The sequence below is a fragment of the Lactobacillus sp. CBA3606 genome, from assembly GCF_002970935.1.
Taxonomy (GTDB): domain Bacteria; phylum Bacillota; class Bacilli; order Lactobacillales; family Lactobacillaceae; genus Lactiplantibacillus.
The window spans coordinates 601,551-628,226 of record NZ_CP027194.1 but is presented as its reverse complement, the minus strand read 5'-3'; the positions used below and the strand labels follow the sequence as shown (position 1 = coordinate 628,226).

The following is a 26,676-nucleotide window of genomic DNA, read 5'->3' as shown; positions in this document are numbered from 1 at the left end:
GCTTATAACAGACACAATCAACGTAGGAGGAACTAAATATGACAAAAATGACAGCTGGTCAAGCAGTAGCAAAAGTATTAGAAAGTTGGCAAATTGATCATCTCTATGGTATTACAGCCGATTCGATTAATAACACAGTGGATGGGTTATACCAAGAACGTGAACAAATTAAGTATATTCAAGTACGCCATGAAGAGATTGGCGCTTTAGCTGCAGCGGCTGATGCAAAGTTGACCGGCAAAATTGGGGTCAGTTTTGGTTCCGCCGGGCCTGGTTCGGTACATTTATTAAATGGTCTCTATGATGCCAAAATGGATAAAGTGCCAGTTTTAGCCTTAGTTGGTCAATCCGCAACGGAAATTATGAACACGAACTTTTTCCAAGAAATGAATCAAGATCCCGTCTTTGCGGATGTTGCGGAATTTCATAAGCAAGTCACAAATGCGGCGCAAATTCCATATGTTGTTGACGAAGCAATTCGTTCGGCCTATGCGACTCATTCGGTTTCAGTCGTGATTTTACCGGATGATTTATCAGGTCAAACGATTGATTTTGATGGGTTTAAGACGGCACCGTTAGCTAAAGTGGTGCAAAAACCCGTATTGAATTCAGCCGATGTGACAACGGTTGCGGCTAAGTTACAAGCAGCTAAGCATCCGATTTTGTGGGTGGGTCAGGGCGCTCGTGGTCAGCGTGAAGCGGTGGTCCAAGTTGCTGAACAATTCAATTTACCAGTATTGACGACTGCACCTGCGACTGGTGTCATGCCAACTGATCATCCATTATTCATGGGTTCACGTGGGCGTTTAGGCACTAAGGCTGCTTTTGAAGTCTCGCAAGCAGCCGATTTAGTTCTCTTTGTTGGAACCAATTATCCCTTTGCCCGGTTTTTGCCAGCAACCATTAAATTTATTCAAGTTAACAATAATTTAGCGGATTTAGGTAAGCAACGGGATGCGGATCAAACTGTTTTGGCGGATGCAGGTGAGTTTTTAACTGCCTTAGCTGCGACGAAGGTCACACGTCCTGAAACGACCTTTGTTCAGGCAGCTAAACAAGATAAGGCCAACTGGGATCAATGGCTGACACAATTAGCTGAAGATGACCAAGCTGGTTTAGCGGCTGAAGGTGTGATGGCAGCGATTAAAGCTGCTGCGACACCGGATGCAGTCTTTGGCTTAGATGTTGGAAATAATACGGAATGGGCAATTCGGCAATTACCATTTAACCAGCAACAACGGTTTGCCATGTCGGCTTGGTATGGCACGATGGGCTTTGGCTTACCAGCTGGTTTAGCAGCCAAGTTGAGCTATCCTGATCAACAGGTTTGGTCAATTTCTGGTGACGGTGGCTATGCCATGGTTATGCCAGACTTACTAACTGAAGTGAAATACCAATTACCGGTAGTCAATGTAGTCCTAGAAAATAAGGCATTGGGCTATATCGGTCATGAAAAGCTTGCAGCTGGTCAAGCACCATATGGGATTGATTTAATTGGTGCCGATTGGGCTGGCATGGCGGAGAACATGGGCGCCATCGGTTTGAAAGCGACTAATTTGAGCGAATTGAAAGTGGCAATGGCAAAGATTGCCCAACTTCAAGCCGCTGGCAACAAGTTGCCAATCGTGTTGGATGCTAAAATTAAGAATGTTGATCCAATTGACACGAGTTTTGTGCCCGTTGATCCGGCTAATTTTGATGCCGACACGATTGCCAGCTATCGGCAACAATATGCCTTGGATGAGGCAACTCAGCCAGCATTATCAACGTTAATGCAACAATTAGCTTAATTAAAGAAGCTATCAGCGAATCGCGTTTTATTAGCGATTCGCTTTTTTTATTGAGAAAGTAGGATTGCTGCCTTGACCTGATACGGGTTTCATAGGTTAGGGTGAAGGTGTAGAAAAATAGAGGAGGTCATTTCATGGGATTCTGGCGACAACAGCAATTATCGAAACTTTCGGCACCGGTTCAAGGTCGTACGGTAGATTTAACCGCAGTGCCAGCAATGACGGCGGCGACGGCAGTCTTAGCATTACAACCAAGTAATGATGCAGTTTATTCACCGGTAAATGGTGAAGTTTTGGCAATAACCAGTCAACGAATTAAATTTCAAGCCCTGGATGGCCGCCAATATTGGTTACGGCTAGCGGCTGGTGCGACACAATTAGCCGGTCAATTTGACTGGCAAGTACGTGTCGGTGATACAGTTTCGCCCATTACGTTATTGGGCACCTTAAGTGTTGCCGCAGTGGATTCAGCGGTAGTGGTTTGTGATGAATTAATACCTGTCTCGCGTCGCAGTACGCATGGCCGTGGTTTGGTGGCCCAATTATTAGGGTGACGAATTTACAATTGAAGTGCAATCTATAGCTGAATAAAAAATCCATAGCGAGTACAACTACTTAACGACTAAGAAAAGCAAAGGAATACTGGTTCTTTGTCAACCGGTGTTGATGAGGAAAATTGGGGTTCAATTCATTTACGAATTGGGCTTTAAAGTGAACCCCCTGAGTTGGAGGAAATCCAAACTCCGGGGGTTTTACTATGTTTTCAGCTAAAATAAAGCAACAAGTATTAAGGGAATATCTCCAAGGAACTTCGTCCCTGTTACTTATGAAAAAATATGGCATTAAAGGCAGTGCAACGATTTATCAGTGGCTCACTCAATTTAAAATTTTTGGAATTCAAGGATTAGAGCATTGTTGTAGGAAGACATTTTATGACTATTCGTTTAAAATTAAAGTTATCAAATGGCGACAAGAATACCATGCCTCATATCCAGTAACGGCAACTCATTTCAGACTAAAGCAACCGATGATGGTTTGGGACTGGGAATGCAAACTGATTGAGGGACGTCTTAAGCCATCTAAAGGACGGTCTTTAAAAATGACAGATAAATCTAAACAACCCAAAACTTTAAAGCAACTTCAAGAAGAAAACGAGCTTTTACGAATATGGGTAGCATACTTGGAAAAACTCGAAGCCTTGGCACAGAAAAAATCTCAAACTAAGAAAAAGCCCAGCTAATCACTGAGCTAAGGCGTAAATTCAATGTTAAATTAGTTGTGGTTTTAAAAGCAGTACAGATGTCGAGTAGTAGTTACCACGATGCACTTCACCGTGAATATCAATCAGGCTCATTAATGTTAGTTGATGAGATTAAAAGCATTCGCTTGGAAAATCCCGATTATGGTTACCGAACCGTGACCTTAGCGCCTAAAAACAAGGGTATCAACGTTAACCACAAGGCCGTACTTCGCATTATGCGTGAAAACAATCTCCTTTGTCAGGCATTCAATCGCCGAACTAAGAAATATAATTCTTACAAAGGAACCGTTGGTACAGTTGCCCATAACCTTTTAAACCGTCGTTTCAAAACGGACCGACCATTTCAAAAAATCGTTACCGATGTGACTGAGGTTCGTTGAGGGAATCAAACTATCAATGAACGTGCATATTTTACTGCTTATATTGACCTTTATAACGGAGAAATTCTTGAATGGGCCATTGGTCGTAGACCAACGGTAGACTTCGTCACACGCCCCCTTGAACGATTAGTGTCAAGGCGTCCAGACTTACCATACCGCATGACAATTCATTCGGATCAGGGATTTCAGTATCAGAACTGTCGGTACGTAAATATTTTGCGACAAGCTCGTGTTTTCCAAAGCATGAGCCGTAAGACCACATGCCTAGATAATGCGGTAGCTGAAAGTATCTTTCACATTCTTAAAGTTGGCACGGTTCACAATTATCAATACGAAACCTATAAAGAACTAGAATTTGCCATTACAAGCTACGTAGACTATTACAATCATCGCCGTATTAAAACAAAATTAGCCGGTATGTCCCCGGTAAAATACCGGGAACATACCAGCCAATTAGCAGCTTAGAAATTCACTCCAATTTATGGGGTCCACTTCATAATGGCTGGTGTGGGGATTTTTTTGATTTAGTGACTATTGTATAATTACTTTAACGAAAGGTTGTTATCTAATGAATATGAATGAAGATAAAAGAGTATTTCTAGACTACTTAAGGCAAATATATGATCAGACGAACGAGCATCTGCGTGAACAAGAACATAAACGTGATCAGGTGGTTACCTTTTACGCAGTATTAATCAGTTTCATAATAACCGCAAATCACACGATTCAAGCGAATTTTGGTGGGCCAGTCATGATGATGATATTAGACTTGGCACTTTGTGCTATTGGTGCGATAGTATGTATTTCAATTGCTAGTTTAAGAGGGTGGCATACACAGTATCTGGATGCAATATATGTGATTAACTATGCCATGGCTCATCAAAACCAGTATGTGACAGTTGATGATTTGAAAAATACAATTCAGGAAATGCTGGTAAATAATAGGGCAAATGGAAAGGAAAATAAGAGTAAGAAGCGGTCAATCATAAAATGGTTCAAACACACTATTAATTCTACTGAGGATAGTATGTTCTATGGGGTTTGGATATTTTCAATGGTTCCGCTGATTATGATTGAGCATAGTATCTACAAACTAGTTAATTGGGGAAGTAAACAGGCAGCATTATTTACCATTCTAATAGTGGCGTTTTCTCTGGTGTTCATTGTTTATTTTCGTCATATGTATAAACTTTTAAATGAAAGTGTTGAAAGCGCAAAAAGTTATAAAACTTGGATACTAGACTTTGATTATTACAGTAATGGTAGGAAAAACTTCAGTTATTATGATATCAATATTAATCATGGGGTTTTATCATTGAAACAAAATACAGCTGGTGTAATTACTGTTACAACTATTGGAAATCAGTATTTAATGATTAAGATTAAAAGGTCTGACGGGCGGTTTAATTGGGAGTTTCCGAGAGGGTTTGTTGAGCCAGATGAAATAGACGGTAGTGTGGTTAACTATTCAGCAGCAGCCAAACGTGAGTTGAAAGAAGAACTAAATGTAAATTTATCGACTGTAATAAAGACGATTGATTTAGGAGAAGTAGAACCCGATTCTGGTTTGATCAAAAGTTCAATTCATGTTGTACGAGTAGAACTCTCTGAATTGAAAGAAATTAAATTACAGTCCTCAGAGAAGATAGTAGAGTACAGGTTAATGAATGAAGCTAGTCTTACAAATGAAGTCAAGAAAAGAACAATCATCGATGGTTTTACATTAAGTGCGATTACGCTTAGCCGAAACATAAAATAAACACTAATCCCCATACTGGTCTTAATTGACTGGTACGGGGATTTTTCGTTTGAATAATTTTGCACGCGCACCTTCAAAACGTTGGTATATCAACGTTATCAAAGCCTGTACTCAGCCGATTGCGCAAAACGCTAAATTCAAACAAAGACTAACCCTATACGTATCAATCGATGCTACGCGCAAAATATGCGCAAAATGTTTTTCTTTTTTAGCCCTTTCTAAAAAATAGAACTCTGACAAATGTTGATTTGTCAGGGTTCTTGTTTTTTTAATCTGGTCTCTACTGTTCTAATAAGGAGAGTACAGGATTTGAACCTGCGCGCCGGTATTAGCCGGTTCGCCGGATTTCGAGTCCGGTGCATTACCACTCTGCCAACTCTCCAAAAGGTACCTAAATAGTATAGCATAATTTTGGTTCAGAACAAATATTTATTCAAAATTTCCAGCCTTCGATAGATAATCAGCAGACACTACTTTTATCATTGCCAAACATTACTCGGTCGGTATCGTATAGGTATCTTTGCTAAGGTTTCATCCACTGCGCTGAACCACTAGTTTAGTCAAATCTTAATCTAAATAATCTCTCAAAAAAACATGCTTTTACATTAATCTAGGGTGTAAAACGTACCCAATAGCCATATTTGAGTCTTTATTTTTAAGCCGGATTTATATTAAATTTCAGTGCATCATGGAATGAACTGGTCGTTGAAGTGTTTTCTGATCTATGAGTTATTGATTTTTTATATTTAGTAGTGCATCATTGAATGAAAACGTTTTCTTTGGATGTAAGGGGTGCCAATATGAATCGGAAAATACTAGTCGCCATCCTCTCAATTTTGTTGATTCTTTATGGGTTTATTGGATTAACCCAAAGTCAATCTAAAACTGATATTCGGCAGGCACAGCGGGCAACGAGGGTTTCTTCACAACGTTATCAATTATTTACGGTACCGAAAGTTCCAACTTCTCAAAAAAATTATGGTCAATTGATTGCGGCATTGAATCATGCGGCTAAAAAAACGCATACAAATTATTTCAAAAGACAAATTAAATACGGATGGGCGATCAAAAACCAGCAAGTTAATTATAGCCAGTCGCTAACACGAGTCACTTTTCAGATTGCAGGGGTCAAGCCAACGACGATTTTGTCTAATGGCAACCAACCGCATGCAAGGGTTACAAGCCGTCGTTACCTGCTAAAAAAGCCACGCCTAGGTTTCAAACTGACCATGGAACCAATCGAGCAGAGTGTTCGACAAGATCAACGTGAAGGAGACTATTACTTAGAAAGCTCAGATTCAAAGACGTATCATCGCTTCTTAAAGCTGAGCGCCTACTATTTAAATCAAGAAACTCACGAGCAAACCACTAGTAAAGAGTTCAGGCCAAGCAAACAGGATAAAGCTGTACTGCTAGTACTTGAAGCAACTGATTTAGCGGGGTATCAAGTTACAATATTGTGTTTCCTAGGCATCTTTATCGTTATTTTACTACTTGATAGTAGTCAAATAATTGCGGCTTATCGCTTAAATGGATTTACTGTTTTTAAGATTTTTACTAGTTTTTTTAGCAAAATAATTATGGTTACGATTGCCATATTGGGTGTTGAATTCGTGATAACGATGTTAATTGGTTGGAAAATTTCAATTATAGAAATGGGTACGTTATTACTTGGATTAGTACCGATACTGATTATTTCCTGGTTAACTATCTGGGGGATGACGTCTTTATCTCTAACGAATCAAGTGCGACGCCGAAATTATAATCGTTGGACCTTTTTAGGGCTATATGTGGTCAAAGCATTTTTTATTGTGTACATGTTTTTAGGTCTAATTCCATTATTACAAGTTGCTACTGGTTCCTATAATGTTCTTAAAGGGCATACGGAGGCTTCAATAGTAGGAAACCAGTATGCAGTCTTTTATCCCCATGTCACTGGCAATGATTTTGTTGCGGGTAATATCACCTGGGCAGAATTAAATCAATTGGATACGACAATGTACACTGCTATTAATAAACGAGGTGGCCTATTTTTTAATGATGACAGCATTTATCAAGCAATCCTTAAGCGCTATCAGTATCTATCAGTTAATCCTAATTATTTGCGCCAATATCCACTTTATGACACGTCAGGTCAGCGAATTACCATCGCCGAAAACACGTCTTCAATTTGGATGTTGATGCCAACTACAGCTAAGCCATTGACAACAAAAATGGTTGCCAGTATCAAAACAAATTTTGTTTATGATTTCGGATATCGGCCCGTTGTAAAGGTCGTTTATTATCCTGCTAACCAAGCATTGGTTGATTTAACCAATGGCAAAACAATCAAAGCATGGCCGATGTTAATTAGCACACAAAATAATACTGGCAGTGCCTATCGTTCTGTGATGAACGGTCAAGGTGCTAGGGATGGTTTAAAAGTACCGGTTAAAGGTAATGTACGTAAAACCTATATGTCTCTTAGGCCGATTTTGGTTAAAAATAATTATTTGGATAACTATCCACAGCTGGTTAAGTTGAATGATTTACCGATGGAAGACTTAAAGATGGCTGTTGGTAACCTGCTTCACAACAGCGTGGCAGTGACGATTAGTGCGATTGTTACGTTCTTTCTAACTGGCTATATCACATTACTCTATTTCAAAGTTAATAAAAATTCGCTGACAATTAAACGCGTCAACGGCTATAGTTTGTTTAAAACATATCATCCCTTAATGGTAATGCTAATGACCCAGGCAGGTGTAATGAGTTATCTAACAGTTAGCCAGCATCAAAATAATTTCTATTATTGGGCGCTAACCGGTTTGATAACAATTATTGAGTTTGGCATCGTTTGTTTAACAGTTAAAAGATTAGAGCGTCAGAATATGAAGGAGCTTTTAAATGACAAATAAACCAATCGCAGTTGAAATGATGCACGTTAATAAGCATTATCGAGAGCGGGTGCTCTTCGACGACTTGGACTTGTCAATTAATTCCCATGAATTGACAACTATTTTTGGTAAAAGCGGTGCCGGTAAGTCAACGATTTTGAATATGATTGGCCTGTTGGAATCAGTGGATGCTGGACAATTAAAGTTGTTTGGTCAAGTAGCGCCTAGCAGCCGGTCAACAGCCGCATTACGATTACGTCGAACTAAAATCAGTTATCTTTTCCAGAATTTTGGCTTGATTGATGATGGCACAGTTAGTCAGAACTTGGATATTGGCCTAGCTTATGTCAAGGTGAGTCGAGCGGAAAAAAGAAAACTTAAGGTGCAGGCTTTGCAGGATGTTCAACTGAATTGTCATCTTAAAACCAAAATTTATACACTTTCTGGTGGTGAACAACAACGAGTGGCCGTGGCACGGCTACTCTTGAAGCCAGCAGACTTAATTTTAGCTGACGAACCAACTGGTGCCTTAGATTCAGAGAATCGGGAGATTTTAGGCCAGTTACTCGTAAAATTGCGTGAACAAGGTAAGACAGTTGTGGTCGTTTCACATGATCATTATTTTGAACAAATTAGTGACCAAATTATTGATTTAGCAGCTTTCTGATCTATGGAAATGATAGCTTTGCAAGACGTACAAACGCTTAACCGTTACGAGCAACGATAAGTTATTTGACTTAGACCTAACTGTAAGAGTTATCCTAGTTATGAAAGGACTGATTATATGAAAAGTGAACTTGAGAAACTTAAAGCAGGGGAATGGTATGATTTTTCTGATTCAGAAGTTGCGGCACGTAAAGCCAGAGCTGCCAAATTATGTCAGGAATTTAATGCGATCTCTGCAACGGAACCGGCTAAACAAGTGCAAAAGATACAGGCTATTTTGGGTTCTTATGGTGACCATTTGTCGGTGCAAGCGCCATTTAATTGTGATTATGGAAAAAATATTCGAGTAGGACATGATTTCTTAAGCAATTATAATTTAACAGTTTTGGATATGGCACCAGTTACGATTGGCAATAATGTTATGATTGGGCCTAACGTTGGTATTTATACAGTCAATCATCCGTTAACTGCGGCCGGTCGTCGGCAATATCTAGCGCAAGCTAGTCCGATTACGATTGGTAATGATGTCTGGATGGGCGGTAGCGTGACAATTTTGCCAGGGGTGACAATTGGCAATAATGTGGTACTCGCTGCGGGGGCTGTCGTGACTAAGGATGTGCCAGATAATGTTATCGTTGCTGGCGTACCGGCTAAGGTAATTAAATCCCTAGAAGCTTAAAAAAGGGGGATTAACTGTAACCAACTTTTGATTCCAAGCTAAGTTATTTTGTTACTGATAAAGTTAACATGGTATGCTATAGAGAATAAGGGCATTAATACTGGCAGTTTAAGTTAACCGCTTGAGGTCTAGTATGCGCTGAGTTAACCATTTAATTTTAGAGGTGTGAGATGACAAAGAATCGTTTAGAAGCTTTTTTTGACGCTGTGATTGCAATTGTAATCACGATTTTAGTATTAGAACTTAAATTACCAGCGCAACATAGTTGGCATGGCATCGCCCAAATGGGGCCGGCTTTTTTAGCGTATCTGATTAGTTTTATTTTGCTAGCTAATATTTGGGTCAATCATCATCGGTTATTTCAAGCCGTTAAAAAAATTGATAATCGAGTTTTGTGGGCTAGTATGAATATGTTGTTGTGGATTTCGTTAGTACCAGCGACCACGGCTTGGTTTGGGACAGATCTATTTTCGGTGCCAGCAGCGTTCCTGTATTCGATTGTTATTGCACTATTTAATATCTCATTTATTATTTTAACGGCAACCTTAGTACGCGCCAATGCAGAAAATACTGTATTAATCCGCGCAGCGGCTGACAATCGTAAAATTAACCGTTGGTCGTTAGTGAATAATGTGATTAATTTGGTGATTTTATGGTTTTGGCCGCCATTTGCCTTGATCTCAACGATTATTAATTCGCTAATGTGGGTTAAACTCCATGGTAAAGCGTAAGTAAGTGTGGTATTCTAATGAAGAGGTAGTCACGTATCTCGTTTTAATCCAGAAGCTGATGGTTCAGCTTCTCCAAGAAGACATCCCGGTTTACTGGGGTGTCTTTTTTTATGTTCCAGTTATTTCAAATCAACCTGTTTTCGAGTAAAATGGAAGCATGAGTAGGTGAGCGCATGGATTTTGTTGAATTAGCCACGATTAACTTACAGCATACGCCGTTAGGGACTCGTTATCAGCTACCTAAACGGCATCATTGGCAGTTAGACTGGCAGCGATTAGCGGCACTAATTCGTGATAATCATGATGTCATGGCAGTAGTACAAGCAGGCTTGGCCGAAGATTGGCTCAATACGCACGGCACAATTTGGGATGAACAGCAAGGCTATTATCGATATCCCAATGATAACCGCGATTTTGATGATACTGTTTTTTGGGTAGCTTCAACTTGGGCGACGCCAGCAATTTTAGTTACGTTTCACCACGAATCGGACCAAGCATTTGCATGTTACAAAAACGGTAGTAATCCAGATTTTAAACGACTTGGATAAGTAATCAACCCCTGAAGATTGTAACTAACAAAAAGGAGGAATAACATGAAAATTGGAATTGATAAGTTGCATTTTGCAACGTCACACTTGTATGTAGATATGGCCGAATTAGCGACCGCTCGTAATGAAGCTCCTGATAAATATTTGATAGGAATTGGACAGGCCAAGATGGCGGTTATTCCGCCAAGTCAGGATGCGGTTACCTTGGCAGCTAATGCGGCTTATCCGATGTTGACAGCCGCTGACATTGATGCGATTGATTTACTAATTGTTGCGACTGAATCGGGAGTAGACAATTCTAAAGCGGCGGCAATTTATGTGGCACAGTTGTTGGGACTTAAAAGGCGGGTGCGCACGATTGAATTAAAGGAAGCATGTTATGCCGCCACTGCTGGTGTTCAATTTGCACGAGATCATGTGCAGGTGCATCCAGATAAGAAAGCATTAGTAATCGGCACGGATGTGGCCCGCTATGGCTTACATACAGCTGGCGAGCCGACACAAGGTGGCGGCGCGGTTACAATGTTGATCAGTGCTAATCCGCAAGTGTTGGCCTTGAATGATGACGCGGTTGTCTTGAGCCAAGATGTCATGGACTTTTGGCGGCCACTGTATCATACCGAGGCATTAGTTGATGGTAAATATTCCTCAAATATTTACATTGATTATTTTCAAGATGTCTTTAAAACGCATCTAACAGAACAGCAACGAACTTTGGCTGATTTTAAGGCATTAACATTTCATTTGCCATATACAAAAATGGGTCTCAAGGCGTTGCGGTCAGTGTTGCCTTTGGCGGATACGACGCAACAAGCCGCCTTATTAACCCATTTTGAAGCTGCGCGAGCTTTAAATCGACAGGTGGGTAATCTGTATACCGGATCACTATATCTAAGTTTATTGTCTTTGTTAGTATCAGATGCCAATTTGCAAGCGGATGACTTAATTGGGCTCTTTAGTTATGGTTCAGGTGCTGAGGGTGAATTCTATACTGGGCGGTTACAAGCTAATTATCAACACGGCGTGGACCTGGGACTCCCTCAGCGATTAGCTCGGCGACAACGAATTGATATTGCCACTTATGAGGACCTGTTTACACATCAATTGCAATGGCAAGCTGCGGATCAGACTATTGATTATGCGACTGATCCACATCGCTTTGTCTTAACCGGTCAGAAGCAAGAACAGCGACAATATCGTGATCAACGGGGGTAAAAAAACATCATTGTAGTTAGCAATAACTGGCTACAATGATGTTTTTACTTATTTTTGTAATTGATTAATAATGATTTTACCGTCTTTAACACTCAATAGGGTATTATCAGGTTGTTCCGGTTGCATGAGACGAATGGTATAACCTACTGCTAAGTTTTTTTGAATTGAACTCGAGAGTGTTTGAAAATTTGTCGTAATCGTTGTCCGAGCTTTTTGGTTTTTATCCGGATATTTTTGAATTGTTTTTAATGACTGAACATAGTCCTTATTTGTCGGGTTGACAGTAAAGGTTTTTGTTGTTCGATCTAAAGTGACAGTACCAATCGTATGATAATTTGATTTTAATTGTTTGAGGATGTTGTTTTCTTTTAGTTTAATCGTAGCCGCCGCTTTTTTAGTGGTGTCTTCATTAAAAACGGTATGTGACGAACTAAGTTTTGCTGAACTCTGACGAGCTGACGAATTTGATCGTGCGGCGGTAGCTTGATTATGGGACCAAAATGGTAGCTTATAAACAGCATAACCAATTGTGAGAGCACTAATTACGGCAATGATTGCAAAGGTTTTCCACCCACCGCCAGTTTGACGAGCGGCAAAGATTGAAAAGATGGCCATTGTGAAAACTAGTAAGCCAATAATGGCTAGAAATAACATGTCAACAACTCCCTGTATAAAATTAGTGTAACCATTATACCATTCAACCAGCGTTCAACTCATTAAGAATAGATCAGCTGAGAAAAAAAGCAGCATTAATATTAAATAAGTTAGTAAGCAACTTGAGGGGGAGATAGCATGCCAGATTTATTTTTACCGGTGCAACCGGCTAATCAAGCAGCGATGGTCGCCTATATGCGACATCAATTCAAATTTTTAGGTGTGCGAGCGGGTGAACGACGGCAATTAACGCAGCCATATCTTAAAACTAGTCAAACGTTGACGTCAACTGAGCTACAGGATTGGCTAGTGTTTTATTATGGGCAACCATTTCGAGAGTATCACTATGTTGCGATTGATTTGGCCTTAGCAAATGTACGTCGCTTAACACCAAGTCAGTATGAGTGGTGTCGGCAACAGGTGACACATAATGCCTGGTGGGATAGCGTTGATAGCTGGCGTAAACTGTTGGCGACTTACATTGAGCAACAGCAGCATTGTCAGAATTGGGGCCAGCATATATACAAGCATCAGATTTTTGGCTTCGGCGGGTTGGCATTATCTTACAGTTGGGCCGCCGGCAAATGACTGATCAGGCCTATTTGACGACGGCGATTCTAACCAATCGAACTGATGATGAATTTTTTATTCAAAAAGCGATTGGTCGGGCATTACGAGATTATAGCAAAACTAATCCAGCTTGGGTGACGCAATTTATTGCGTCACATGTATTATCACCACTAGCAATGCGTGAAGGCAGTAAATATTTAACCAATAAAAAAGACCGGTAACCAACGTCACCGGTCGATGAACCACTATTGATAGAGCATATCGCGATATAACCCAACCACTTTGCCTAAGACAGCAACGTTGGTTAGAATAATTGGTGCCATCGCATCATTTTCTGGTTGTAGCCGATAATGATCAGCTTCTTTAAAGAATCGTTTGCAAGTAGCTTCATTTTCGTCAGTCATTGCAATGATAATATCCCCATTGTCGGCAGCTGTTTGCCGGCGCACGATAACTTGGTCGCCGTTTAAGATGCCGATGTTAATCATACTTTCACCACGAATGGTGAGCATGAATAAATCGCCACCGAAAGTTTCCAAATCTTTTGGAATTGGGAAATAGTCAGTAGCTTCTTGTACCGCCAAAATCGGTTGCCCAGCGGCTACCGTGCCGAGCATTGGAATTTGATGGGGAGTCGTTTCGACGCCTAAAGCTTCAAAACCAGCCGCTGTCACTTCGATAGCCCGTGGCTTGGTAGGGTCTTTTTCGATTAAGCCCTTTTTTTCCAATCTAGAAATATGACCATGGACCGTTGATGTTGAAGATAGTGAGACGGCTTCGCCGATTTCACGGACGGTTGGCGGATAACCTTTTTCATTGACGCGTTCATAAATAAAACGTAGAACGGCCATTTGTTTGCTTTCTGATGTTTTACTCATCTTGGCACCTCATTTTTTTATTTCATAATTATTATTTCAATTGTAGCATAGCTTTTTACGGCTTTCAAACAAATGTTCGGTTGACAAACCCTGAGAATTGATTTAAGGTCAAAAATCGTGTATTCTATTCTTGCTTTTGAAAGGAGTGAGTGGATTGATTTCAAAAGAGCTACTTGCCCGGATTAATGAATTGGCACACAAGGCCAAGGCAGAAGGGTTAACTGAGCTGGAAGCGGCTGAACGCCAAGAATTACGTGAAAAATATTTAAAAGAATTTCGGGCCGGATTCCGGCAACAAGTTGAAATGTTACAAGTTTATGATAAAGATGGTCAAGAAGTGACACCTGAAAAGGTTCGTCAGGTTCAACGTGACCGTGGCTTACGCGATGATTAAGCGTTTCAAGGAAGATTTGTCAATTGACAAATTTTCCTTTTCTTTTATAAGTAATTTGTGTAGACTAGTTTAATGAATACGGTAATAAAGGAGGGGAATGACTGTGTCTACTGGTATTTGGATCTTAATCGTGCTTGTTGGTGTGTTAGTTGGGATTACTGGTGGTTTCTTTGGTGCGCGACACTATATGCAAAACTACTTAAAACAAAATCCACCAATTAGTGAAGAAATGTTGCGCAGCATGATGATGCAAATGGGTCAACGCCCATCCGAAAAGAAATTGCATCAAATGCTTAACTCAATGAAGGCTTCGGCTAAAAATGACAGCAAATAAGTGCTAATAAAAAACACGCCTTAGTTGGCGTGTTTTTTTTCGGCTGGATCAACGTAATGAAAATTCGGATCAATTTTTTTATCGAGGTCATCAAAAGCAGTAAGCATTTGCGTTTCGATGCTCTTTTGACCAGCTTCATCGAGCTTTAACTTACGATCAACATAGATAGGCTTACCAAAACGGACCGTGATGCGACGGCGACTAAACAAACGGCCAAAAGTTAATGGTCCTTGGTAGACTGTGGGAACAAGGGGGACGCCAGCCATTTTAGCAATGACGGTTGCGCCACCTTTTAGTTCCTGGGAATGCCGAGTTCCGGATGGAAACATGATTAGCGATAGTTGACCGCTACGGAGAAATTTGACTGGCGTTTTAATCGCTGAAGGGCCTGGATGTTGGCGATTGACCGGGAAAGCATTGGCCTTAGTTAAAATGGTACGTAAAATCGGATTTTTGAAAAGTTCTTCTTTAGCCATGAAGCTAAATTGCATGGGGCTACCCGCTAGTGCGTATAACAACGGGTCAAACCATGAGCGGTGAGGGCCCACTAGAATATAGGCGCCTTGCGGTAAGTTTTCGCGACCTTGATAGTGGGTATTGCCATTAATGATAGCAACTAACCCCCGTACCAGTCCCCGCATAAATGAATAAAACATCGCAAACTTCCTTTCGATTGGTTATTGGTCATAGTATGACGAATAATCTTAATTTCTGCAAGCAAATTATGGTATGCTGACACTGATATTTTTTTGAAAGTAGGCTATTTGGATGACGACGGTCCCATTACGCGCCGATGAGCGCATTGATCAATTATATAGTAAAGATATTCAGATTATTCAAAGTTCACAAGTGTTTTCTTTTTCATTAGACGCGGTTTTGCTGGGAGCTTTTGCACAGGTTCCGCGTAGTGCTAAAACGCTGACAGTTGACCTGTGCGCTGGCAATGGTGCCGTGGGGTTATTTGCGAGTCAACAAACCAATAGCGCAATTATTGAAGTTGAATTACAACCGCGGCTTGCGGATATGGCGCAACGGAGTATTGAACTAAACCAACTTACTGAGCGCATGACAGTGTTGAATCAGGATTTATTGACAGTGACGACAAAAATTGCCAAAGATTCGGTTGATGTGGTGTTATGCAATCCGCCTTATTTTAAAGATCAGCCTCAAAGTCAAAAGAACCCTAATCCACATTTAGCAATTGCCCGCCATGAAATTTCAGCTAATTTGGCTCAAATTTTAACGGTAACTAGTGACTTACTTAAAATGACTGGCAAAGCGTATTTTGTGCATCGACCGGATCGGTTGGATGAGTTATTCCAAGCAATGGCGCAGCACCGATTAGCGCCGAAACGGATTCGCTTTGTTCATCCCAAGGCTGATCGTGAAGCTAACATGGTGTTAGTTGAGATGATTAAGGATGGGCGTTCAAATGGGGTCCGAATTCTACCACCAGTCGTTGTTTATCAAGCAGATGGCACATATGGAAAAGAGGTGCGACAGTTACTTTATGGCGACTAAAGCGTACTATTTTTATGTGTTGTTGTGTGCAGATCAAACGTTGTACGGGGGTTTTACTGATGATTTGGAGCGCCGGTTAGCAACGCATAACGCCGGCAAAGGGGCTAAATACACTCGGCCTAAAACACGCCGCCCCTTAAAAATGATCTATCACGAGTGTTTTGCAGATAAGTCGTCAGCTTTAAAGGCCGAATATGCGTTTAAACATCAACCTAGAATGGCTAAACTACGGTATTTAGCAGCACATGGTGTGGAAATTTAACAAAGTTTTCATAAATAGTCATTCTATTTCTGACATTTACTGTTATAATATTTAATGTATCAATATATAGGAGGAATTTTTGTAATGAAAATTATTGCATATGCTGTACGTGATGACGAACGTCCATTCTTTAAGACTTGGATGGAAGAACATCCCGATGTTGAAGTTAAGTTAGTCCCAGACTTACTTGACGAAAAGACTGCCGAATTGGCTAAGGGCTTTGATGGCGCCGATGTATACCAACAAAAGGATTACACCGCTGCTGTTTTAACTAAGTTAGCTGACGAAGGTGTTAAGAACATCTCACTTCGTAACGTTGGGGTTGACAATGTCGACGTCCCAACTGTTAAGGAACGTGGCTTGAACATCTCTAACGTACCTGCATATTCACCAAGTGCCATTGCTGAATTATCAGTTACCCAATTGATGCAATTACTACGTCAAACCCCTAAGTTCAACAAGAAGTTAGCTAACCAAGACTTCCGTTGGGCACCAAACATCAGCAAGGAATTAAACACCTTGACTGTTGGGGTTATCGGTACTGGCCGGATTGGCCGCGCCGCAATTGACATCTTTAAAGGCTTCGGTGCCAAGGTTATCGGTTACGATGTTTATCGTAATGCTGAACTTGACAAAGAAGGAATGTACGTTGACACCTTAGACGAATTATACGCCCAAGCTGATGTTATTACGTTACATGTTCCAGCTTTGAAGGATAACTATCACATGTTAAATGCTGATGCCTTCGGTAAGATGAAAGATGGGACTTACATCTTAAACTTTGCTCGTGGGACTCTTATCGATTCAGAAGATTTGATCAAGGCTTTAGACAGTGGCAAAGTTGCCGGTGCTGCCCTTGACACTTATGAATACGAAACTAAGATCTTTAACAAAGACCTTGAAGGTCAAACGATTGATGACAAGGTCTTCATGAACTTGTTCAACCGCGACAACGTTTTGATTACACCACATACAGCTTTCTATACTGAAACTGCTGTTCATAACATGGTGCACATCTCAATGGACAACAACAAACAATTCATCGAAACTGGTAAAGCTGATACGCAAGTTAAGTTTGACTAAGCTCGTTTGAAGATGAAAACGTTCGAATCTTTTGATTCGGACGTTTTTTTGTACATAGCATGAAATTGGTCTAATAGAATAGGTCGAAAAAAAGAACCTGGCAAATTCGCCAAGGCTCTGAGTAGGGTGTTTAAACTGTCGCAGCTTGTGCTAGCGCTAATAATAACTCAGCGAGTTCAGCCGGACTTTGAATGATTTGGTCAGGAATAACATTAGGTTGGATCTGTAAATTTAGGCGATGATTGAACCAGAACGTCTGCCAACCAGCGTGTTTAGCGCTAGTCATATCTAAAGCGATATTGTCACCGACGTAGGCCGCTTGGTTAGCTTTAATCCCGGCTTGGTGGGCCCAAGTTGTAAAAATTGAAGGGTCTGGTTTAGCAATGCCGAGCTCTTCCGAAATAAAAATATTATCCGGATGAACATAACGTTCAATTTGTAATTGGTGTAACTTCGCCCGTTGGGTGTTGGCCGGACCATTAGCGATAATACCAATTTGAAAACAGTGGCTTAGTTTTTCAAGCGCTGGTGCTAATTCCGGGAAAAATTGAATTTCCTTGAGTGCTTGTTGATAAGCTATTTCAAATTGGATAGCCCAGTCAGTTTTGATTTTTGCCGTTGTGAAGGTAGCCAGCGCATGCCGTAAACGGGCTGTTTGCCAAGCTTCAAGGGTCAAATCATGAGTCGTGACTTGATTAAAGGTCCGATCAGTAAAGTCGCGAAAACGGTTAAAAATTTGTGCCAGGTCAGTGGGCGTCACCGGTGTTTCAAGTGTCTTGGTGAGAGCCATACCAAATGGCGATTTTTGATCATAGAGTGTATCATCTATGTCAAAAACAATGGCTTTGATCATGTTATAATTGAGCCTCCTATGCGAAATAGTATTCTAACATATAAATTTAAATTAACAAATACTGATTAAAGTTATTGCAAGCATCGCAAATTTTCGGTATACTAGTTTTCGGTGTTAAAACCAATTCACACTCGTAGTGATGACCCGGTAGTGCTCTTTGAGTCCCGTGGTCAGTTGAGCTATGAGGAGGATCAAAACTAATTTTTTGGAGGCACATTATATTATGGCTGTTATTTCTATGAAACAATTGCTTGAAGCCGGTGTCCATTTCGGTCACCAAACTCGTCGTTGGAACCCAAAGATGAAACCATACATCTTTACGGAACGTAACGGAATCTACATCATTGACTTACAAAAGACGGTTAAGATGATTGATTCAGCTTACAACTTTGTTAAAGATACCGCTGCTGACGATGGCGTTATTTTGTTTGTTGGGACTAAGAAGCAAGCCCAAGATTCAATCGAAGAAGAAGCTACCCGTGCTGGTCAATACTACGTTAACCATCGTTGGTTAGGTGGGACTTTGACTAACTGGAACACCATCCAAACTCGGATCAAGCGTCTTAAATCTTTGAAGAAGATGGAAGAAGACGGTACTTTTGATCGTTTGCCTAAGAAGGAAGTTTCATTATTAATGAAACAACGGGCAAAGCTTGAGAAGTTCTTGGGCGGTATCGAAGATATGCCTCGGATTCCAGATGCTATCTTTATTGTTGACCCTCGTAAGGAACAAATTGCGGTTAAGGAAGCTCAAAAATTGAACATTCCAATCGTAGCGATGGTTGATACTAATACTGATCCTGACGATATTGATGTTATCATCCCTTCAAATGACGATGCTATTCGTGCCGTTCGTTTGATTACTTCTAAAGTGGCTGATGCCATTATTGAAGGTCGTCAAGGTGAAGACGAAGACGTTACTGAAGCCTCTTTCAAGGGCGACAAGGATGCTAAAAAGTCAGTTGACTCTTTAGAAGACATCGTTGAAGCTGTTGAAGGTGACAACACCAAGTCTGACAATAAATAATTGAAATAATTAGGCTGTCTAAAAAATCGCGGACCTCATCGGCCTGATTTTGTGGGCAGCCTTTTATAAAAAAATCAAACGTACTCAAAGGAGAGTAAACTATGGCAAAGATTTCAGCAGCACAAGTTAAAGAACTCCGTGACAAAACGGGTGTTGGTATGATGGATGCTAAAAAGGCATTAGTTGAAACTGAAGGCGACATGCAAAAGGCCGTTGATGTTTTACGTGAAAAAGGCGTTGCTAAAGCTGAAAAGAAGAGTGGCCGCGTTGCCGCTGAAGGCATGGCTGTTGTCGCAATTCATGATGACCACGCTGCCATCGTGGAAGTTAACTCAGAAACTGACTTTGTTGCCTCAAGCGACCAATTCAAAGACTTAGTTGATATCGTTGCTGACCAAATTGCTTTAGAAGCACCAGCATCTGTTGAAGATGCTTTGACCTTAAAGACCACTAAGGGCACGATCAATGATGCAATCATCGAAACGAGTCAAGTTACTGGTGAAAAGATCAGCTTACGTCGTTTCAAAGTGATCGAAAAGAGTGCCGACCAAAACTTTGGCGCTTACCTGCATAATGGTGGCCAAATTGGGGTTCTGGTCGTCTTAGACGGTGCCGATGCTGAAACTGCTAAGGATGTTGCAATGCATGTTGCTGCTATTAACCCAGAATACGTTTCTCGGGCTGAAGTTCCTAGCGAAACCTTGGCACATGAAAAAGAAGTCTTGGTTAAAGAAGCTCAAAATGAAGGCAAACCTGAAAAAATCATCGAAAAGATGGTTGAAGGTCGCTTGAATAAATGGCTTTCAGAAATCAGCTTAGACGATCAAGAATTCGTTAAGGATTCTGACCAAACAGTTGCCCACTACGTTGAATCAAAGGGTGGCAAGGTTAATACCTTTGTTCGCTTTGAAGTCGGCGAAGGCATCGAAAAACAAACTGGTAGCTTCGTTGATGAAGTTATGAGCCAAATCAAAGACTAACTGTCGATTTTCGACTTTACTAATGGGGATTGCGACAAAACATTGTTTTGTGGCGATCCCTTTTTAGCAAAATCAACGGCTAATTACGGCTTTGCTATAATGGTTATTAATATTATGGTAGAATAGTTACAGATAATCTCGAGGAGGACAAAACGATGTCGGAAGTTAAATATAAGCGAGTAATCCTAAAGTTGAGTGGTGAAGCTTTAGCCGGTGAAAAAGGGTTTGGAATTAACCCACCGGTAATTAAGACTGTTGCTGAAGAACTGAAGGATGTTTATGATATGGGTGTTCAGATTGCCATCGTTGTTGGCGGTGGGAATATGTGGCGTGGTGAAGCCGGTGCTCAAATGGGCATGGAACGTGCGCAAGCTGATTATATCGGTATGCTAGCAACCATCATGAACGCTTTGGCGTTACAAGATAACCTAGAATCAATCGGCGTGCCGACGCGCGTTCAGACTTCGATTGAAATGCGTCAAATTGCTGAACCTTATATTCGGCGCAAAGCGATGCGACATTTAGAAAAACGGCGGATTGTCATCTTTGCTGGTGGTACGGGTAGTCCTTATTTCTCAACGGATACCACGGCCGCTTTACGAGCAGCTGAAATCAACGCTGATGCCATTTTAATGGCTAAAAATGGGGTTGATGGGGTTTATTCGGCTGATCCTAATAAAGATGCAAGCGCAGTTAAATTCGATAAGTTAACTCATCTTGATATTATCAATAAAGGCTTACAAGTGATGGATACCACGGCTAGCTCATTATCAATGGATAATGATATTCCAGTCGTAGTCTTTAACTTGAACGAGCCAGGCAATATTCGCAAAGTTGTTGCTGGTGAACACATCGGCACAACCGTCAGGGGGAAATAACATGGCAGTCACAGAACCAATCTTAAAAGAAGCACAAAGCAACATGAAGAAGGCTGAAGTTGCCTTACAACGTGAATTAGGTAATATTCGTGCAGGTCGCGCAAATGCATCCTTATTAAGCCGCGTTTCAGCCGATTATTATGGGACTTTAACGCCATTAAATCAAATGGCTTCAATTACTGTCCCAGAACCACGGGTCTTGATGGTAACGCCATTCGATAAAACAGCTTTAAAAGAAATTGAAAAAGCTATTTTGGCTTCTGACTTGGGTATCAGTCCTGCTAATGATGGTTCGGCAATTCGGTTAGTGATTCCACAATTAACTGAAGAACGTCGTAAAGAATTGGCAAAAGATGTTAAAGCCGAAGGTGAACGCGGTAAGGTTGCCGTTCGAAATGCACGTCGTGATGCGATGGATGCTTTAAAACGCGGCCATAAAGCAGGCCAATTTACGGATGATCAATTGCATGAACTTGAAGACCAAGCGCAAAAATTGACAGATGCTGCTGGTAAGGCAGTCGAATCAATCGTTGCTGACAAGGAAAAAGAAATTCTTGAAGGCTAATAAAGCTTGTCTATTTATTAAGGCTTGAAGAAATTCAAGCCTTTTTTTGTTGACTAATAGTTTAATCGGTCTTTTTTTGGTAAAATAGTGCTTGGTTAAGCTTTTTTTGGAGGTGCAATTTGTTCGCTTTTTTAAATAAGAATGATGCAACAACCGCAGCTACGGTGGAACTTGATCCTAAGCGGATACCGGCGCATGTTGCAATTATCATGGATGGTAATGGTCGTTGGGCCAAAGCACGGCATTTACCGCGCATTGCTGGGCATAAAGAAGGTATGAATACAGTTAAGACAATCACGATTGCGGCAAGTGATCTTGGCGTCAAAGTGTTAACCTTGTATGCCTTTTCAACCGAGAATTGGAAGCGACCACAGGCTGAGGTTAATTATTTAATGCAGCTACCGGTGAACTTCTTTGATACCTTTGTGCCCGATTTGGTTAAGAATAACGTTCGGGTGCAAGTGATGGGTTATACGGATCAGTTGCCGGCTGCAACCCAAAAGGCGGTTAACAAAGCGATTGCGGATACCCAAGCCTGTGATGGTATGGTACTGAACTTTGCATTAAACTATGGTTCACGGGCTGAAATTGTCACCGGAATCAAAGCACTTGCTCAACAAGTTGCTGACGGGCATCTTGCAGTTGACGCGATTGATGAGACGGCGGTCGATCAAGCGCTAATGACTGCTCAGTTGGCACCGTATAATGATCCGGATTTATTGATTCGGACCAGTGGTGAAGAACGAATTTCCAACTTTTTGCTGTGGCAGATTGCTTACAGTGAACTGGTCTTTACGGATGTAAAATGGCCAGACTTTTCAGCGACGACCTTACAGGCTTGTATTGCTGATTTCCAACGGCGGGATCGCCGATTTGGCGGGTTGTCGGATCAAAAATAAAAAGGGGTTTTAAGTTATGAGACAACGGGTCATTACGGCCGTAATTGCGTTAATTCTATTTATACCGGTGATTTTTATAGGTGGCATTACGTTAGACATTGTTGCCATGGTCTTAGGAGTAATTGCCATGGGTGAGCTGTTAATCATGCGTAAAAAACTATTGATTTCGTTTGAAGCGTTAATCAGTATGCTGGCCGTTATGATTGAGATTGCACCTAATCAGTGGTTTAATGGACTGCCAGATCAATTAAACAAAGCTTATGTTGTTTATTTCCTCATTATTTTATTACTGTTACGGACAGTTTGGTCACGTAATCGGTTTTCATTTGATGATGCAGGGATGTTAACTTTAGGTATTTTCTATATCGGGATGGGCTTTAACTACTTTACCGCTGCCCGTGGTGTTAACGTGGAAATGCTTCTCTATCTGCTCTTTATCGTTTGGGCGACTGATAGCGGTGCGTACTCAGTTGGTCGGAAATTAGGTCAACATAAAGTAACCCCCATTAGCCCGAATAAAACGTGGGAAGGTTGTATCGGTGGTAGTGTGATTGGTGTTGTAATTGGGATGGCCTTTGCCCTCTGGTTCCAAGTGGGATATACCAACTGGTTCAGTATGTTAGCAATCACGATTATCTTATCAATTGTGGGTCAATTCGGTGATCTCGTCGAATCTGCGTTGAAACGTTACTATGGTGTGAAAGATTCTGGTAAAATTTTACCAGGACACGGTGGGATTTTAGATCGGTTTGATAGTATGTTATTAGTTTTCCCAATTGCACATTTATTTGGTCTCTTTTAAGGCTGGCAGTTCCCCGAATTAGGTGGGAGAAAGGAACGTTAATTTGATAGTTACGATTATTACGTTCATCATCGTTTTTGGGATTCTCGTTATTGTTCATGAGTTTGGACATTTCTTTTTTGCCAAACGAGCCGGAATTTTAGTGCGCGAATTCTCAGTCGGCATGGGGCCTAAGATTGTGGCCATGCGACGGCATGCAACTACCTATACGTTACGTTTATTACCCATTGGTGGTTATGTACGGATGGCCGGCGTCGCCGATGATGAGGATGAAGAACTGAAGCCTGGTACGCCAGTTAGTTTACAAATTGGCGCGGATGGGTTGGTTCATTCCATTAATGCTAGTAAGAAAACAACTTTATTTAATGGGATTCCCATGTCGGTTACGGCCACGGATTTAGAAAAAGAACTTTGGATTGAAGGCTATGAAAATGGCGATGAAACTGCGGTTAAACGTTACCAGGTACAACACGATGCGACCATTGTCGAGCACGATGGGACCGAAGTTCAGATTGCACCGGTAGATGTCCAGTTTCAATCAGCTAAGTTGTGGCAACGAATGCTCACTAATTTTGCGGGCCCAATGAATAACTTCATTTTAGCCATCATTACGTTTGCTATCTTAGCATTTATGCAAGGTGGCGTAACAACGGTGACCACGCATGTTGCTGGCACGACGGCCCATTCAGTTGCGCGCCAAGCTGGCATTCAGAAAAATGATCAAATCGTTGCTGTCAATGGCAAAAAAATGACGGATGCGCAGTCAATTTCGTTACTTATTCAAGATAATCCTAATAAACGGTTGCAGTTAACCCTTAAACGAGCGGGGAAAACCCAAACAATTGCGGTCAAGCCAGCAGCTAAAAAAGTTGCAGGTAATCGAGTTGGTCAAATTGGGGTTAAATGGGCGACGGTCACGGATACGAGTTTAGGCGCAAAATTAGGCTATGGCGTGACTGGTGCGTGGAATATTACGAAACAAATTTTCCAAGTATTAGGGCATATGGTGACTCATGGCTTTAGTTTGAATGACCTTGGTGGGCCGGTCGCAATTTTTGCAACGACCTCACAAGCAGCCAAATCTGGGGTGCGGCAGGTGATTTATTTATTAGCAGTCTTGTCGATTAATTTAGGGATTGTTAATTTGTTACCCATTCCGGCCCTGGATGGTGGTAAAATTTTATTAAACATCGTTGAAGGTATTCGTGGTAAACCACTACGACTTGAAACTGAAAGTGTGATTACATTAATTGGTTTTGGCTTATTAATGTTATTAATGGTTTTAGTGACTTGGAATGATATTCAGCGTTATTTTTTCTAAGCTTGACTTAGATCAGAACAATTAAGGAGAATATTTGTAGATGAAACAATCAAAATTGTTAATTCCAACTTTAAAAGAAGTGCCTAATGACGCGGAAGCGTTAAGTCATCAAATGATGTTACGGGCCGGCTATATTCGGCAAATTTCAGCGGGGATGTATGCGTATTTACCATTGGCCTACCGGGTATTGACGAATATTGAACAAATTATTCGTGAAGAAATGGAAAAAATTGAGGCAGCTGAAATGTTAGTTCCAGCAGTAATTCCCGCGGAACTTTGGCAAGCAACGGGCCGTTACCAAACTTATGGCCCAGAACTTTTTAAGTTAAAAAACCGGCATGATCGGGAATTTATCTTGGGTCCGACCCATGAAGAAACGTTCACTTCCATCATTCGTGACGAAGTTAAATCATACAAAAAGCTCCCCTTAACGTTGTATCAAATCCAAGCAAAGTATCGTGATGAAGATCGGCCACGTTATGGCTTATTACGGGGACGAGAATTTATCATGAAGGATGCCTATTCATTTCATGCAGATGAAGATTCCTTAGACGAAACGTTCCAAGGGATGGCGCAAGCTTATCAAAATATTTTTGAACGGTGTGGGTTACAATTTCGTTCAATTATTGGTGATGGCGGTGCCATGGGTGGCAAGGATTCGCGTGAATATTCAGCGATTGCGCCAGTTGGTGAAGATACAATTGTCTATTCTGATGCGAGTGACTATGCCGCTAACCTCGAAATGGCCCGGAGTTTGTACGTGCCTAAGAAGTCACATGCTTCACTAAAAGACTTGGAAAAAATTGACACCCCTGGTGTTGGCACAATTGATGAATTGGCTGAATTCTTACAAGTTGATGCTGATCAATTGGTTAAGAGTATGCTGTTTATGGCAGATGACGAACCAGTAATGGCATTAGTTCGTGGCGATCACGAAGTTAATGACATTAAATTAAAGAATTACCTTGGTGTGGATACCTTAGTAATGGCAACTCCTGAACAAGCGCAAACGTATCTTAAGGCTAGCTTTGGATCATTAGGCCCAGTTGGCGTTAGTGATGAAGTTAAAATTATTGCGGATGTTTATGTTAAGGATATGGCGAATATTACGGTTGGCGCTAATGAAGATGGCCATCATCTGATTAATGTTAATCCAGAGCGAGATTTCCACGCTGAAGCTTATGTCGATATTCGGTTTGCGCAAGAGGGCGAATTATCACCTGATGGCGCTGGAGTCTTGAAGTTTACCAAGGGAATTGAGATTGGACATATCTTTAAATTAGGGACGCGTTATTCTAAAGATTTACATGCCGAAGTCTTGGATCAAAATGGTCGAAATATTCCAGTTATTATGGGATGTTATGGAATCGGGGTCTCACGGTTACTTTCAGCCATTGCCGAACAGCGCTCAGACGAAAATGGGTTAGTGTGGCCCAAAGCCATCGCCCCATTTGACGTGCATGTGATTCCAGTTAATCCTAAAAAAGCAGACCAAGTCGAAGTTGCCAATCAGGCCGAAGCACAATTGGAAGCGGCTGGGTATCATGTGCTTTATGATGACCGGAAAGAACGGCCAGGGGTTAAGTTCGCGGATTCTGATTTAATGGGTATTCCTGCACGGATTACGATTGGGAAAAAGGCCAGTGAAGGCATTGTTGAAATTAAGCTTCGTCAAACTGGTGAAACGTTAGAAGTTAAACAAGAAGAAATCGCCAATAATTTGGCAGTTTTATTAAAAAACATTAACTAA

Annotated in this window: 31 protein-coding genes and 1 tRNA gene; 27 read left to right on the top strand and 5 right to left on the bottom strand. The window is 41.1% G+C overall.

Annotation, left to right across the window (positions count from 1 at the left end; all coding sequences use genetic code 11):
* Positions 1 to 38 precede the first annotated feature (38 nt).
* The 6 genes from C5Z26_RS03150 (at position 39) to C5Z26_RS03135 (ending at position 5,190) form a co-directional block, all read left to right on the top strand.
* Entirely contained in the window at positions 39 to 1,790 is a 1,752-nt protein-coding gene (locus C5Z26_RS03150; protein ID WP_105448572.1) for a thiamine pyrophosphate-dependent enzyme, read from the top strand.
* 134 nt (positions 1,791 to 1,924) lie between these two features.
* A complete protein-coding gene (locus C5Z26_RS03145; RefSeq protein WP_105448571.1) occupies positions 1,925 to 2,344 on the top strand; it encodes a PTS glucose transporter subunit IIA in 420 nt (139 codons plus the stop codon).
* 203 nt (positions 2,345 to 2,547) lie between these two features.
* Complete coding sequence (locus C5Z26_RS12790; RefSeq protein ID WP_370447981.1) at positions 2,548 to 3,030, top strand: helix-turn-helix domain-containing protein; 483 nt, start codon at positions 2,548 to 2,550, stop codon at positions 3,028 to 3,030.
* A 59-nt stretch (positions 3,031 to 3,089) separates the two neighbouring features.
* Entirely contained in the window at positions 3,090 to 3,431 is a 342-nt protein-coding gene (locus tag C5Z26_RS12785; RefSeq protein WP_370447980.1) for an IS3 family transposase, read from the top strand.
* A 12-nt stretch (positions 3,432 to 3,443) separates the two neighbouring features.
* Complete coding sequence (locus C5Z26_RS12780; protein WP_370447986.1) at positions 3,444 to 3,896, top strand: IS3 family transposase; 453 nt, start codon at positions 3,444 to 3,446, stop codon at positions 3,894 to 3,896.
* 103 nt (positions 3,897 to 3,999) lie between these two features.
* Complete coding sequence (locus C5Z26_RS03135; protein WP_105448570.1) at positions 4,000 to 5,190, top strand: NUDIX hydrolase; 1,191 nt, start codon at positions 4,000 to 4,002, stop codon at positions 5,188 to 5,190.
* A gap of 294 nt (positions 5,191 to 5,484) precedes the next feature.
* Here the strand turns inward: C5Z26_RS03135 and C5Z26_RS03130 are convergent.
* Positions 5,485 to 5,572, bottom strand: a tRNA-Ser gene (locus C5Z26_RS03130).
* A 604-nt stretch (positions 5,573 to 6,176) separates the two neighbouring features.
* Here C5Z26_RS03130 and C5Z26_RS03125 point away from each other — a divergent pair.
* The 6 genes from C5Z26_RS03125 (at position 6,177) to C5Z26_RS03100 (ending at position 11,905) form a co-directional block, all read left to right on the top strand.
* Positions 6,177 to 8,087 carry a DUF1430 domain-containing protein gene (locus C5Z26_RS03125; RefSeq protein WP_158682792.1) on the top strand — a complete coding sequence of 637 codons (1,911 nt, stop codon included), beginning with the start codon at positions 6,177 to 6,179 and terminating at the stop codon, positions 8,085 to 8,087.
* A complete protein-coding gene (locus tag C5Z26_RS03120; RefSeq protein WP_105448568.1) occupies positions 8,077 to 8,733 on the top strand; it encodes a putative bacteriocin export ABC transporter in 657 nt (218 codons plus the stop codon). Before C5Z26_RS03125 ends, C5Z26_RS03120 begins: the two co-directional genes overlap by 11 nt.
* A gap of 117 nt (positions 8,734 to 8,850) precedes the next feature.
* Positions 8,851 to 9,411, top strand: coding sequence for a sugar O-acetyltransferase (locus tag C5Z26_RS03115; protein WP_105448567.1), 561 nt, complete (start codon positions 8,851 to 8,853; stop codon positions 9,409 to 9,411).
* Positions 9,412 to 9,581: 170 nt separating this feature from the next.
* Positions 9,582 to 10,142, top strand: a complete 561-nt coding sequence (locus C5Z26_RS03110) for a TMEM175 family protein (protein ID WP_105448566.1) — start codon at positions 9,582 to 9,584, stop codon at positions 10,140 to 10,142.
* A 173-nt stretch (positions 10,143 to 10,315) separates the two neighbouring features.
* Positions 10,316 to 10,690 carry a hypothetical protein gene (locus C5Z26_RS03105; protein WP_105448565.1) on the top strand — a complete coding sequence of 125 codons (375 nt, stop codon included), beginning with the start codon at positions 10,316 to 10,318 and terminating at the stop codon, positions 10,688 to 10,690.
* 45 nt (positions 10,691 to 10,735) lie between these two features.
* Complete coding sequence (locus C5Z26_RS03100) at positions 10,736 to 11,905, top strand: hydroxymethylglutaryl-CoA synthase (RefSeq protein ID WP_105448564.1); 1,170 nt, start codon at positions 10,736 to 10,738, stop codon at positions 11,903 to 11,905.
* Between the two features lie 48 nt (positions 11,906 to 11,953).
* Here the strand turns inward: C5Z26_RS03100 and C5Z26_RS03095 are convergent, their stop codons facing one another.
* Positions 11,954 to 12,559, bottom strand: a complete 606-nt coding sequence (locus C5Z26_RS03095) for a hypothetical protein (RefSeq protein ID WP_105448563.1) — start codon at positions 12,557 to 12,559, stop codon at positions 11,954 to 11,956.
* Positions 12,560 to 12,697: 138 nt separating this feature from the next.
* Between C5Z26_RS03095 and C5Z26_RS12710 the strand changes: the two genes are divergently transcribed.
* Complete coding sequence (locus C5Z26_RS12710) at positions 12,698 to 13,147, top strand: DNA alkylation repair protein (RefSeq protein WP_105448562.1); 450 nt, start codon at positions 12,698 to 12,700, stop codon at positions 13,145 to 13,147.
* Positions 13,057 to 13,350 carry a DNA alkylation repair protein gene (locus C5Z26_RS12705; protein ID WP_105448561.1) on the top strand — a complete coding sequence of 98 codons (294 nt, stop codon included), beginning with the start codon at positions 13,057 to 13,059 and terminating at the stop codon, positions 13,348 to 13,350. Before C5Z26_RS12710 ends, C5Z26_RS12705 begins: the two co-directional genes overlap by 91 nt.
* 24 nt (positions 13,351 to 13,374) lie before the next feature.
* Here C5Z26_RS12705 and lexA read toward each other — a convergent pair whose 3' ends face one another.
* Positions 13,375 to 14,007 (bottom strand): transcriptional repressor LexA, encoded by a 633-nt coding sequence (lexA, locus tag C5Z26_RS03080; protein ID WP_105448560.1) that lies wholly within the window; start codon positions 14,005 to 14,007, stop codon positions 13,375 to 13,377.
* 154 nt (positions 14,008 to 14,161) lie between these two features.
* On the opposite strand from lexA, the gene C5Z26_RS03075 reads away from it, so the two are divergent.
* On the top strand, positions 14,162 to 14,401 hold the full coding sequence (locus tag C5Z26_RS03075; RefSeq protein WP_105448559.1) for a DUF896 domain-containing protein: 240 nt from the start codon (positions 14,162 to 14,164) through the stop codon (positions 14,399 to 14,401).
* Between the two features lie 97 nt (positions 14,402 to 14,498).
* On the top strand, positions 14,499 to 14,735 hold the full coding sequence (locus tag C5Z26_RS03070) for a YneF family protein (RefSeq protein WP_105448558.1): 237 nt from the start codon (positions 14,499 to 14,501) through the stop codon (positions 14,733 to 14,735).
* 20 nt (positions 14,736 to 14,755) lie between these two features.
* Here the strand turns inward: C5Z26_RS03070 and C5Z26_RS03065 are convergent, their stop codons facing one another.
* The gene (locus tag C5Z26_RS03065; RefSeq protein ID WP_105448557.1) at positions 14,756 to 15,391 is read right to left on the bottom strand and encodes a lysophospholipid acyltransferase family protein; all 636 of its coding nucleotides are present in this window, start codon (positions 15,389 to 15,391) and stop codon (positions 14,756 to 14,758) included.
* A 112-nt stretch (positions 15,392 to 15,503) separates the two neighbouring features.
* On the opposite strand from C5Z26_RS03065, the gene C5Z26_RS03060 reads away from it, so the two are divergent.
* From C5Z26_RS03060 to C5Z26_RS03050, 3 genes are all read left to right on the top strand, one after another.
* Positions 15,504 to 16,256, top strand: a complete 753-nt coding sequence (locus C5Z26_RS03060) for a tRNA1(Val) (adenine(37)-N6)-methyltransferase (RefSeq protein WP_105448556.1) — start codon at positions 15,504 to 15,506, stop codon at positions 16,254 to 16,256.
* Complete coding sequence (locus C5Z26_RS03055; protein WP_199774975.1) at positions 16,246 to 16,518, top strand: GIY-YIG nuclease family protein; 273 nt, start codon at positions 16,246 to 16,248, stop codon at positions 16,516 to 16,518. The genes C5Z26_RS03060 and C5Z26_RS03055 overlap by 11 nt, the downstream gene beginning before the upstream one ends.
* An 84-nt stretch (positions 16,519 to 16,602) precedes the next feature.
* Positions 16,603 to 17,601, top strand: coding sequence for a D-2-hydroxyacid dehydrogenase (locus tag C5Z26_RS03050; protein WP_105448554.1), 999 nt, complete (start codon positions 16,603 to 16,605; stop codon positions 17,599 to 17,601).
* A 130-nt stretch (positions 17,602 to 17,731) separates the two neighbouring features.
* On the opposite strand, the gene C5Z26_RS03045 is transcribed toward C5Z26_RS03050, so the two are convergent.
* Positions 17,732 to 18,454 carry an HAD family hydrolase gene (locus tag C5Z26_RS03045; RefSeq protein WP_105448553.1) on the bottom strand — a complete coding sequence of 241 codons (723 nt, stop codon included), beginning with the start codon at positions 18,452 to 18,454 and terminating at the stop codon, positions 17,732 to 17,734.
* Between the two features lie 223 nt (positions 18,455 to 18,677).
* On the opposite strand from C5Z26_RS03045, the gene rpsB reads away from it, so the two are divergent.
* The 8 genes from rpsB (at position 18,678) to C5Z26_RS03005 (ending at position 26,676) form a co-directional block, all read left to right on the top strand.
* The gene (gene rpsB / locus C5Z26_RS03040; protein WP_105448552.1) at positions 18,678 to 19,481 is read left to right on the top strand and encodes a 30S ribosomal protein S2; all 804 of its coding nucleotides are present in this window, start codon (positions 18,678 to 18,680) and stop codon (positions 19,479 to 19,481) included.
* A gap of 101 nt (positions 19,482 to 19,582) precedes the next feature.
* Complete coding sequence (gene tsf / locus C5Z26_RS03035; RefSeq protein WP_105448551.1) at positions 19,583 to 20,461, top strand: translation elongation factor Ts; 879 nt, start codon at positions 19,583 to 19,585, stop codon at positions 20,459 to 20,461.
* 155 nt (positions 20,462 to 20,616) lie between these two features.
* A complete protein-coding gene (gene pyrH / locus C5Z26_RS03030; protein ID WP_105448550.1) occupies positions 20,617 to 21,339 on the top strand; it encodes a UMP kinase in 723 nt (240 codons plus the stop codon).
* A gap of 1 nt (position 21,340) precedes the next feature.
* Entirely contained in the window at positions 21,341 to 21,904 is a 564-nt protein-coding gene (gene frr, locus C5Z26_RS03025) for a ribosome recycling factor (RefSeq protein WP_105448549.1), read from the top strand.
* A gap of 119 nt (positions 21,905 to 22,023) precedes the next feature.
* Entirely contained in the window at positions 22,024 to 22,803 is a 780-nt protein-coding gene (gene uppS, locus C5Z26_RS03020) for an undecaprenyl pyrophosphate synthase (RefSeq protein WP_105448548.1), read from the top strand.
* A gap of 16 nt (positions 22,804 to 22,819) precedes the next feature.
* The gene (locus tag C5Z26_RS03015) at positions 22,820 to 23,605 is read left to right on the top strand and encodes a phosphatidate cytidylyltransferase (protein ID WP_105448547.1); all 786 of its coding nucleotides are present in this window, start codon (positions 22,820 to 22,822) and stop codon (positions 23,603 to 23,605) included.
* A gap of 43 nt (positions 23,606 to 23,648) precedes the next feature.
* Positions 23,649 to 24,926 (top strand): RIP metalloprotease RseP, encoded by a 1,278-nt coding sequence (gene rseP / locus C5Z26_RS03010; protein ID WP_105448546.1) that lies wholly within the window; start codon positions 23,649 to 23,651, stop codon positions 24,924 to 24,926.
* Between the two features lie 40 nt (positions 24,927 to 24,966).
* Positions 24,967 to 26,676 carry a proline--tRNA ligase gene (locus C5Z26_RS03005; protein ID WP_105448545.1) on the top strand — a complete coding sequence of 570 codons (1,710 nt, stop codon included), beginning with the start codon at positions 24,967 to 24,969 and terminating at the stop codon, positions 26,674 to 26,676.

Excerpts from the sequence above, each read along its gene's own strand:
- C5Z26_RS03145 (WP_105448571.1), top strand. The coding sequence starts at position 1,925 with ATGGGATTCTGGCGACAACAGCAATTATCGAAACTTTCGGCACCGGTT.
- lexA (WP_105448560.1), bottom strand. The coding sequence starts at position 14,007 with ATGAGTAAAACATCAGAAAGCAAACAAATGGCCGTTCTACGTTTTATT.
- C5Z26_RS03115 (WP_105448567.1), top strand. The coding sequence starts at position 8,851 with ATGAAAAGTGAACTTGAGAAACTTAAAGCAGGGGAATGGTATGATTTT.
- C5Z26_RS12785 (WP_370447980.1), top strand. The coding sequence starts at position 3,090 with ATGTCGAGTAGTAGTTACCACGATGCACTTCACCGTGAATATCAATCA.
- C5Z26_RS03045 (WP_105448553.1), bottom strand. The coding sequence starts at position 18,454 with ATGATCAAAGCCATTGTTTTTGACATAGATGATACACTCTATGATCAA.
- C5Z26_RS03150 (WP_105448572.1), top strand. The coding sequence starts at position 39 with ATGACAAAAATGACAGCTGGTCAAGCAGTAGCAAAAGTATTAGAAAGT.
- C5Z26_RS03110 (WP_105448566.1), top strand. The coding sequence starts at position 9,582 with ATGACAAAGAATCGTTTAGAAGCTTTTTTTGACGCTGTGATTGCAATT.
- C5Z26_RS03100 (WP_105448564.1), top strand. The coding sequence starts at position 10,736 with ATGAAAATTGGAATTGATAAGTTGCATTTTGCAACGTCACACTTGTAT.
- C5Z26_RS12790 (WP_370447981.1), top strand. The coding sequence starts at position 2,548 with ATGTTTTCAGCTAAAATAAAGCAACAAGTATTAAGGGAATATCTCCAA.
- C5Z26_RS03015 (WP_105448547.1), top strand. The coding sequence starts at position 22,820 with ATGAGACAACGGGTCATTACGGCCGTAATTGCGTTAATTCTATTTATA.
- frr (WP_105448549.1), top strand. The coding sequence starts at position 21,341 with ATGGCAGTCACAGAACCAATCTTAAAAGAAGCACAAAGCAACATGAAG.
- C5Z26_RS03055 (WP_199774975.1), top strand. The coding sequence starts at position 16,246 with ATGGCGACTAAAGCGTACTATTTTTATGTGTTGTTGTGTGCAGATCAA.
- C5Z26_RS03120 (WP_105448568.1), top strand. The coding sequence starts at position 8,077 with ATGACAAATAAACCAATCGCAGTTGAAATGATGCACGTTAATAAGCAT.
- C5Z26_RS03095 (WP_105448563.1), bottom strand. The coding sequence starts at position 12,559 with ATGTTATTTCTAGCCATTATTGGCTTACTAGTTTTCACAATGGCCATC.
- C5Z26_RS03065 (WP_105448557.1), bottom strand. The coding sequence starts at position 15,391 with ATGTTTTATTCATTTATGCGGGGACTGGTACGGGGGTTAGTTGCTATC.
- tsf (WP_105448551.1), top strand. The coding sequence starts at position 19,583 with ATGGCAAAGATTTCAGCAGCACAAGTTAAAGAACTCCGTGACAAAACG.
- C5Z26_RS03105 (WP_105448565.1), top strand. The coding sequence starts at position 10,316 with ATGGATTTTGTTGAATTAGCCACGATTAACTTACAGCATACGCCGTTA.
- C5Z26_RS03005 (WP_105448545.1), top strand. The coding sequence starts at position 24,967 with ATGAAACAATCAAAATTGTTAATTCCAACTTTAAAAGAAGTGCCTAAT.
- rpsB (WP_105448552.1), top strand. The coding sequence starts at position 18,678 with ATGGCTGTTATTTCTATGAAACAATTGCTTGAAGCCGGTGTCCATTTC.
- C5Z26_RS03050 (WP_105448554.1), top strand. The coding sequence starts at position 16,603 with ATGAAAATTATTGCATATGCTGTACGTGATGACGAACGTCCATTCTTT.
- C5Z26_RS03070 (WP_105448558.1), top strand. The coding sequence starts at position 14,499 with ATGACTGTGTCTACTGGTATTTGGATCTTAATCGTGCTTGTTGGTGTG.
- C5Z26_RS03060 (WP_105448556.1), top strand. The coding sequence starts at position 15,504 with ATGACGACGGTCCCATTACGCGCCGATGAGCGCATTGATCAATTATAT.
- C5Z26_RS03135 (WP_105448570.1), top strand. The coding sequence starts at position 4,000 with ATGAATATGAATGAAGATAAAAGAGTATTTCTAGACTACTTAAGGCAA.
- pyrH (WP_105448550.1), top strand. The coding sequence starts at position 20,617 with ATGTCGGAAGTTAAATATAAGCGAGTAATCCTAAAGTTGAGTGGTGAA.
- C5Z26_RS12710 (WP_105448562.1), top strand. The coding sequence starts at position 12,698 with ATGCCAGATTTATTTTTACCGGTGCAACCGGCTAATCAAGCAGCGATG.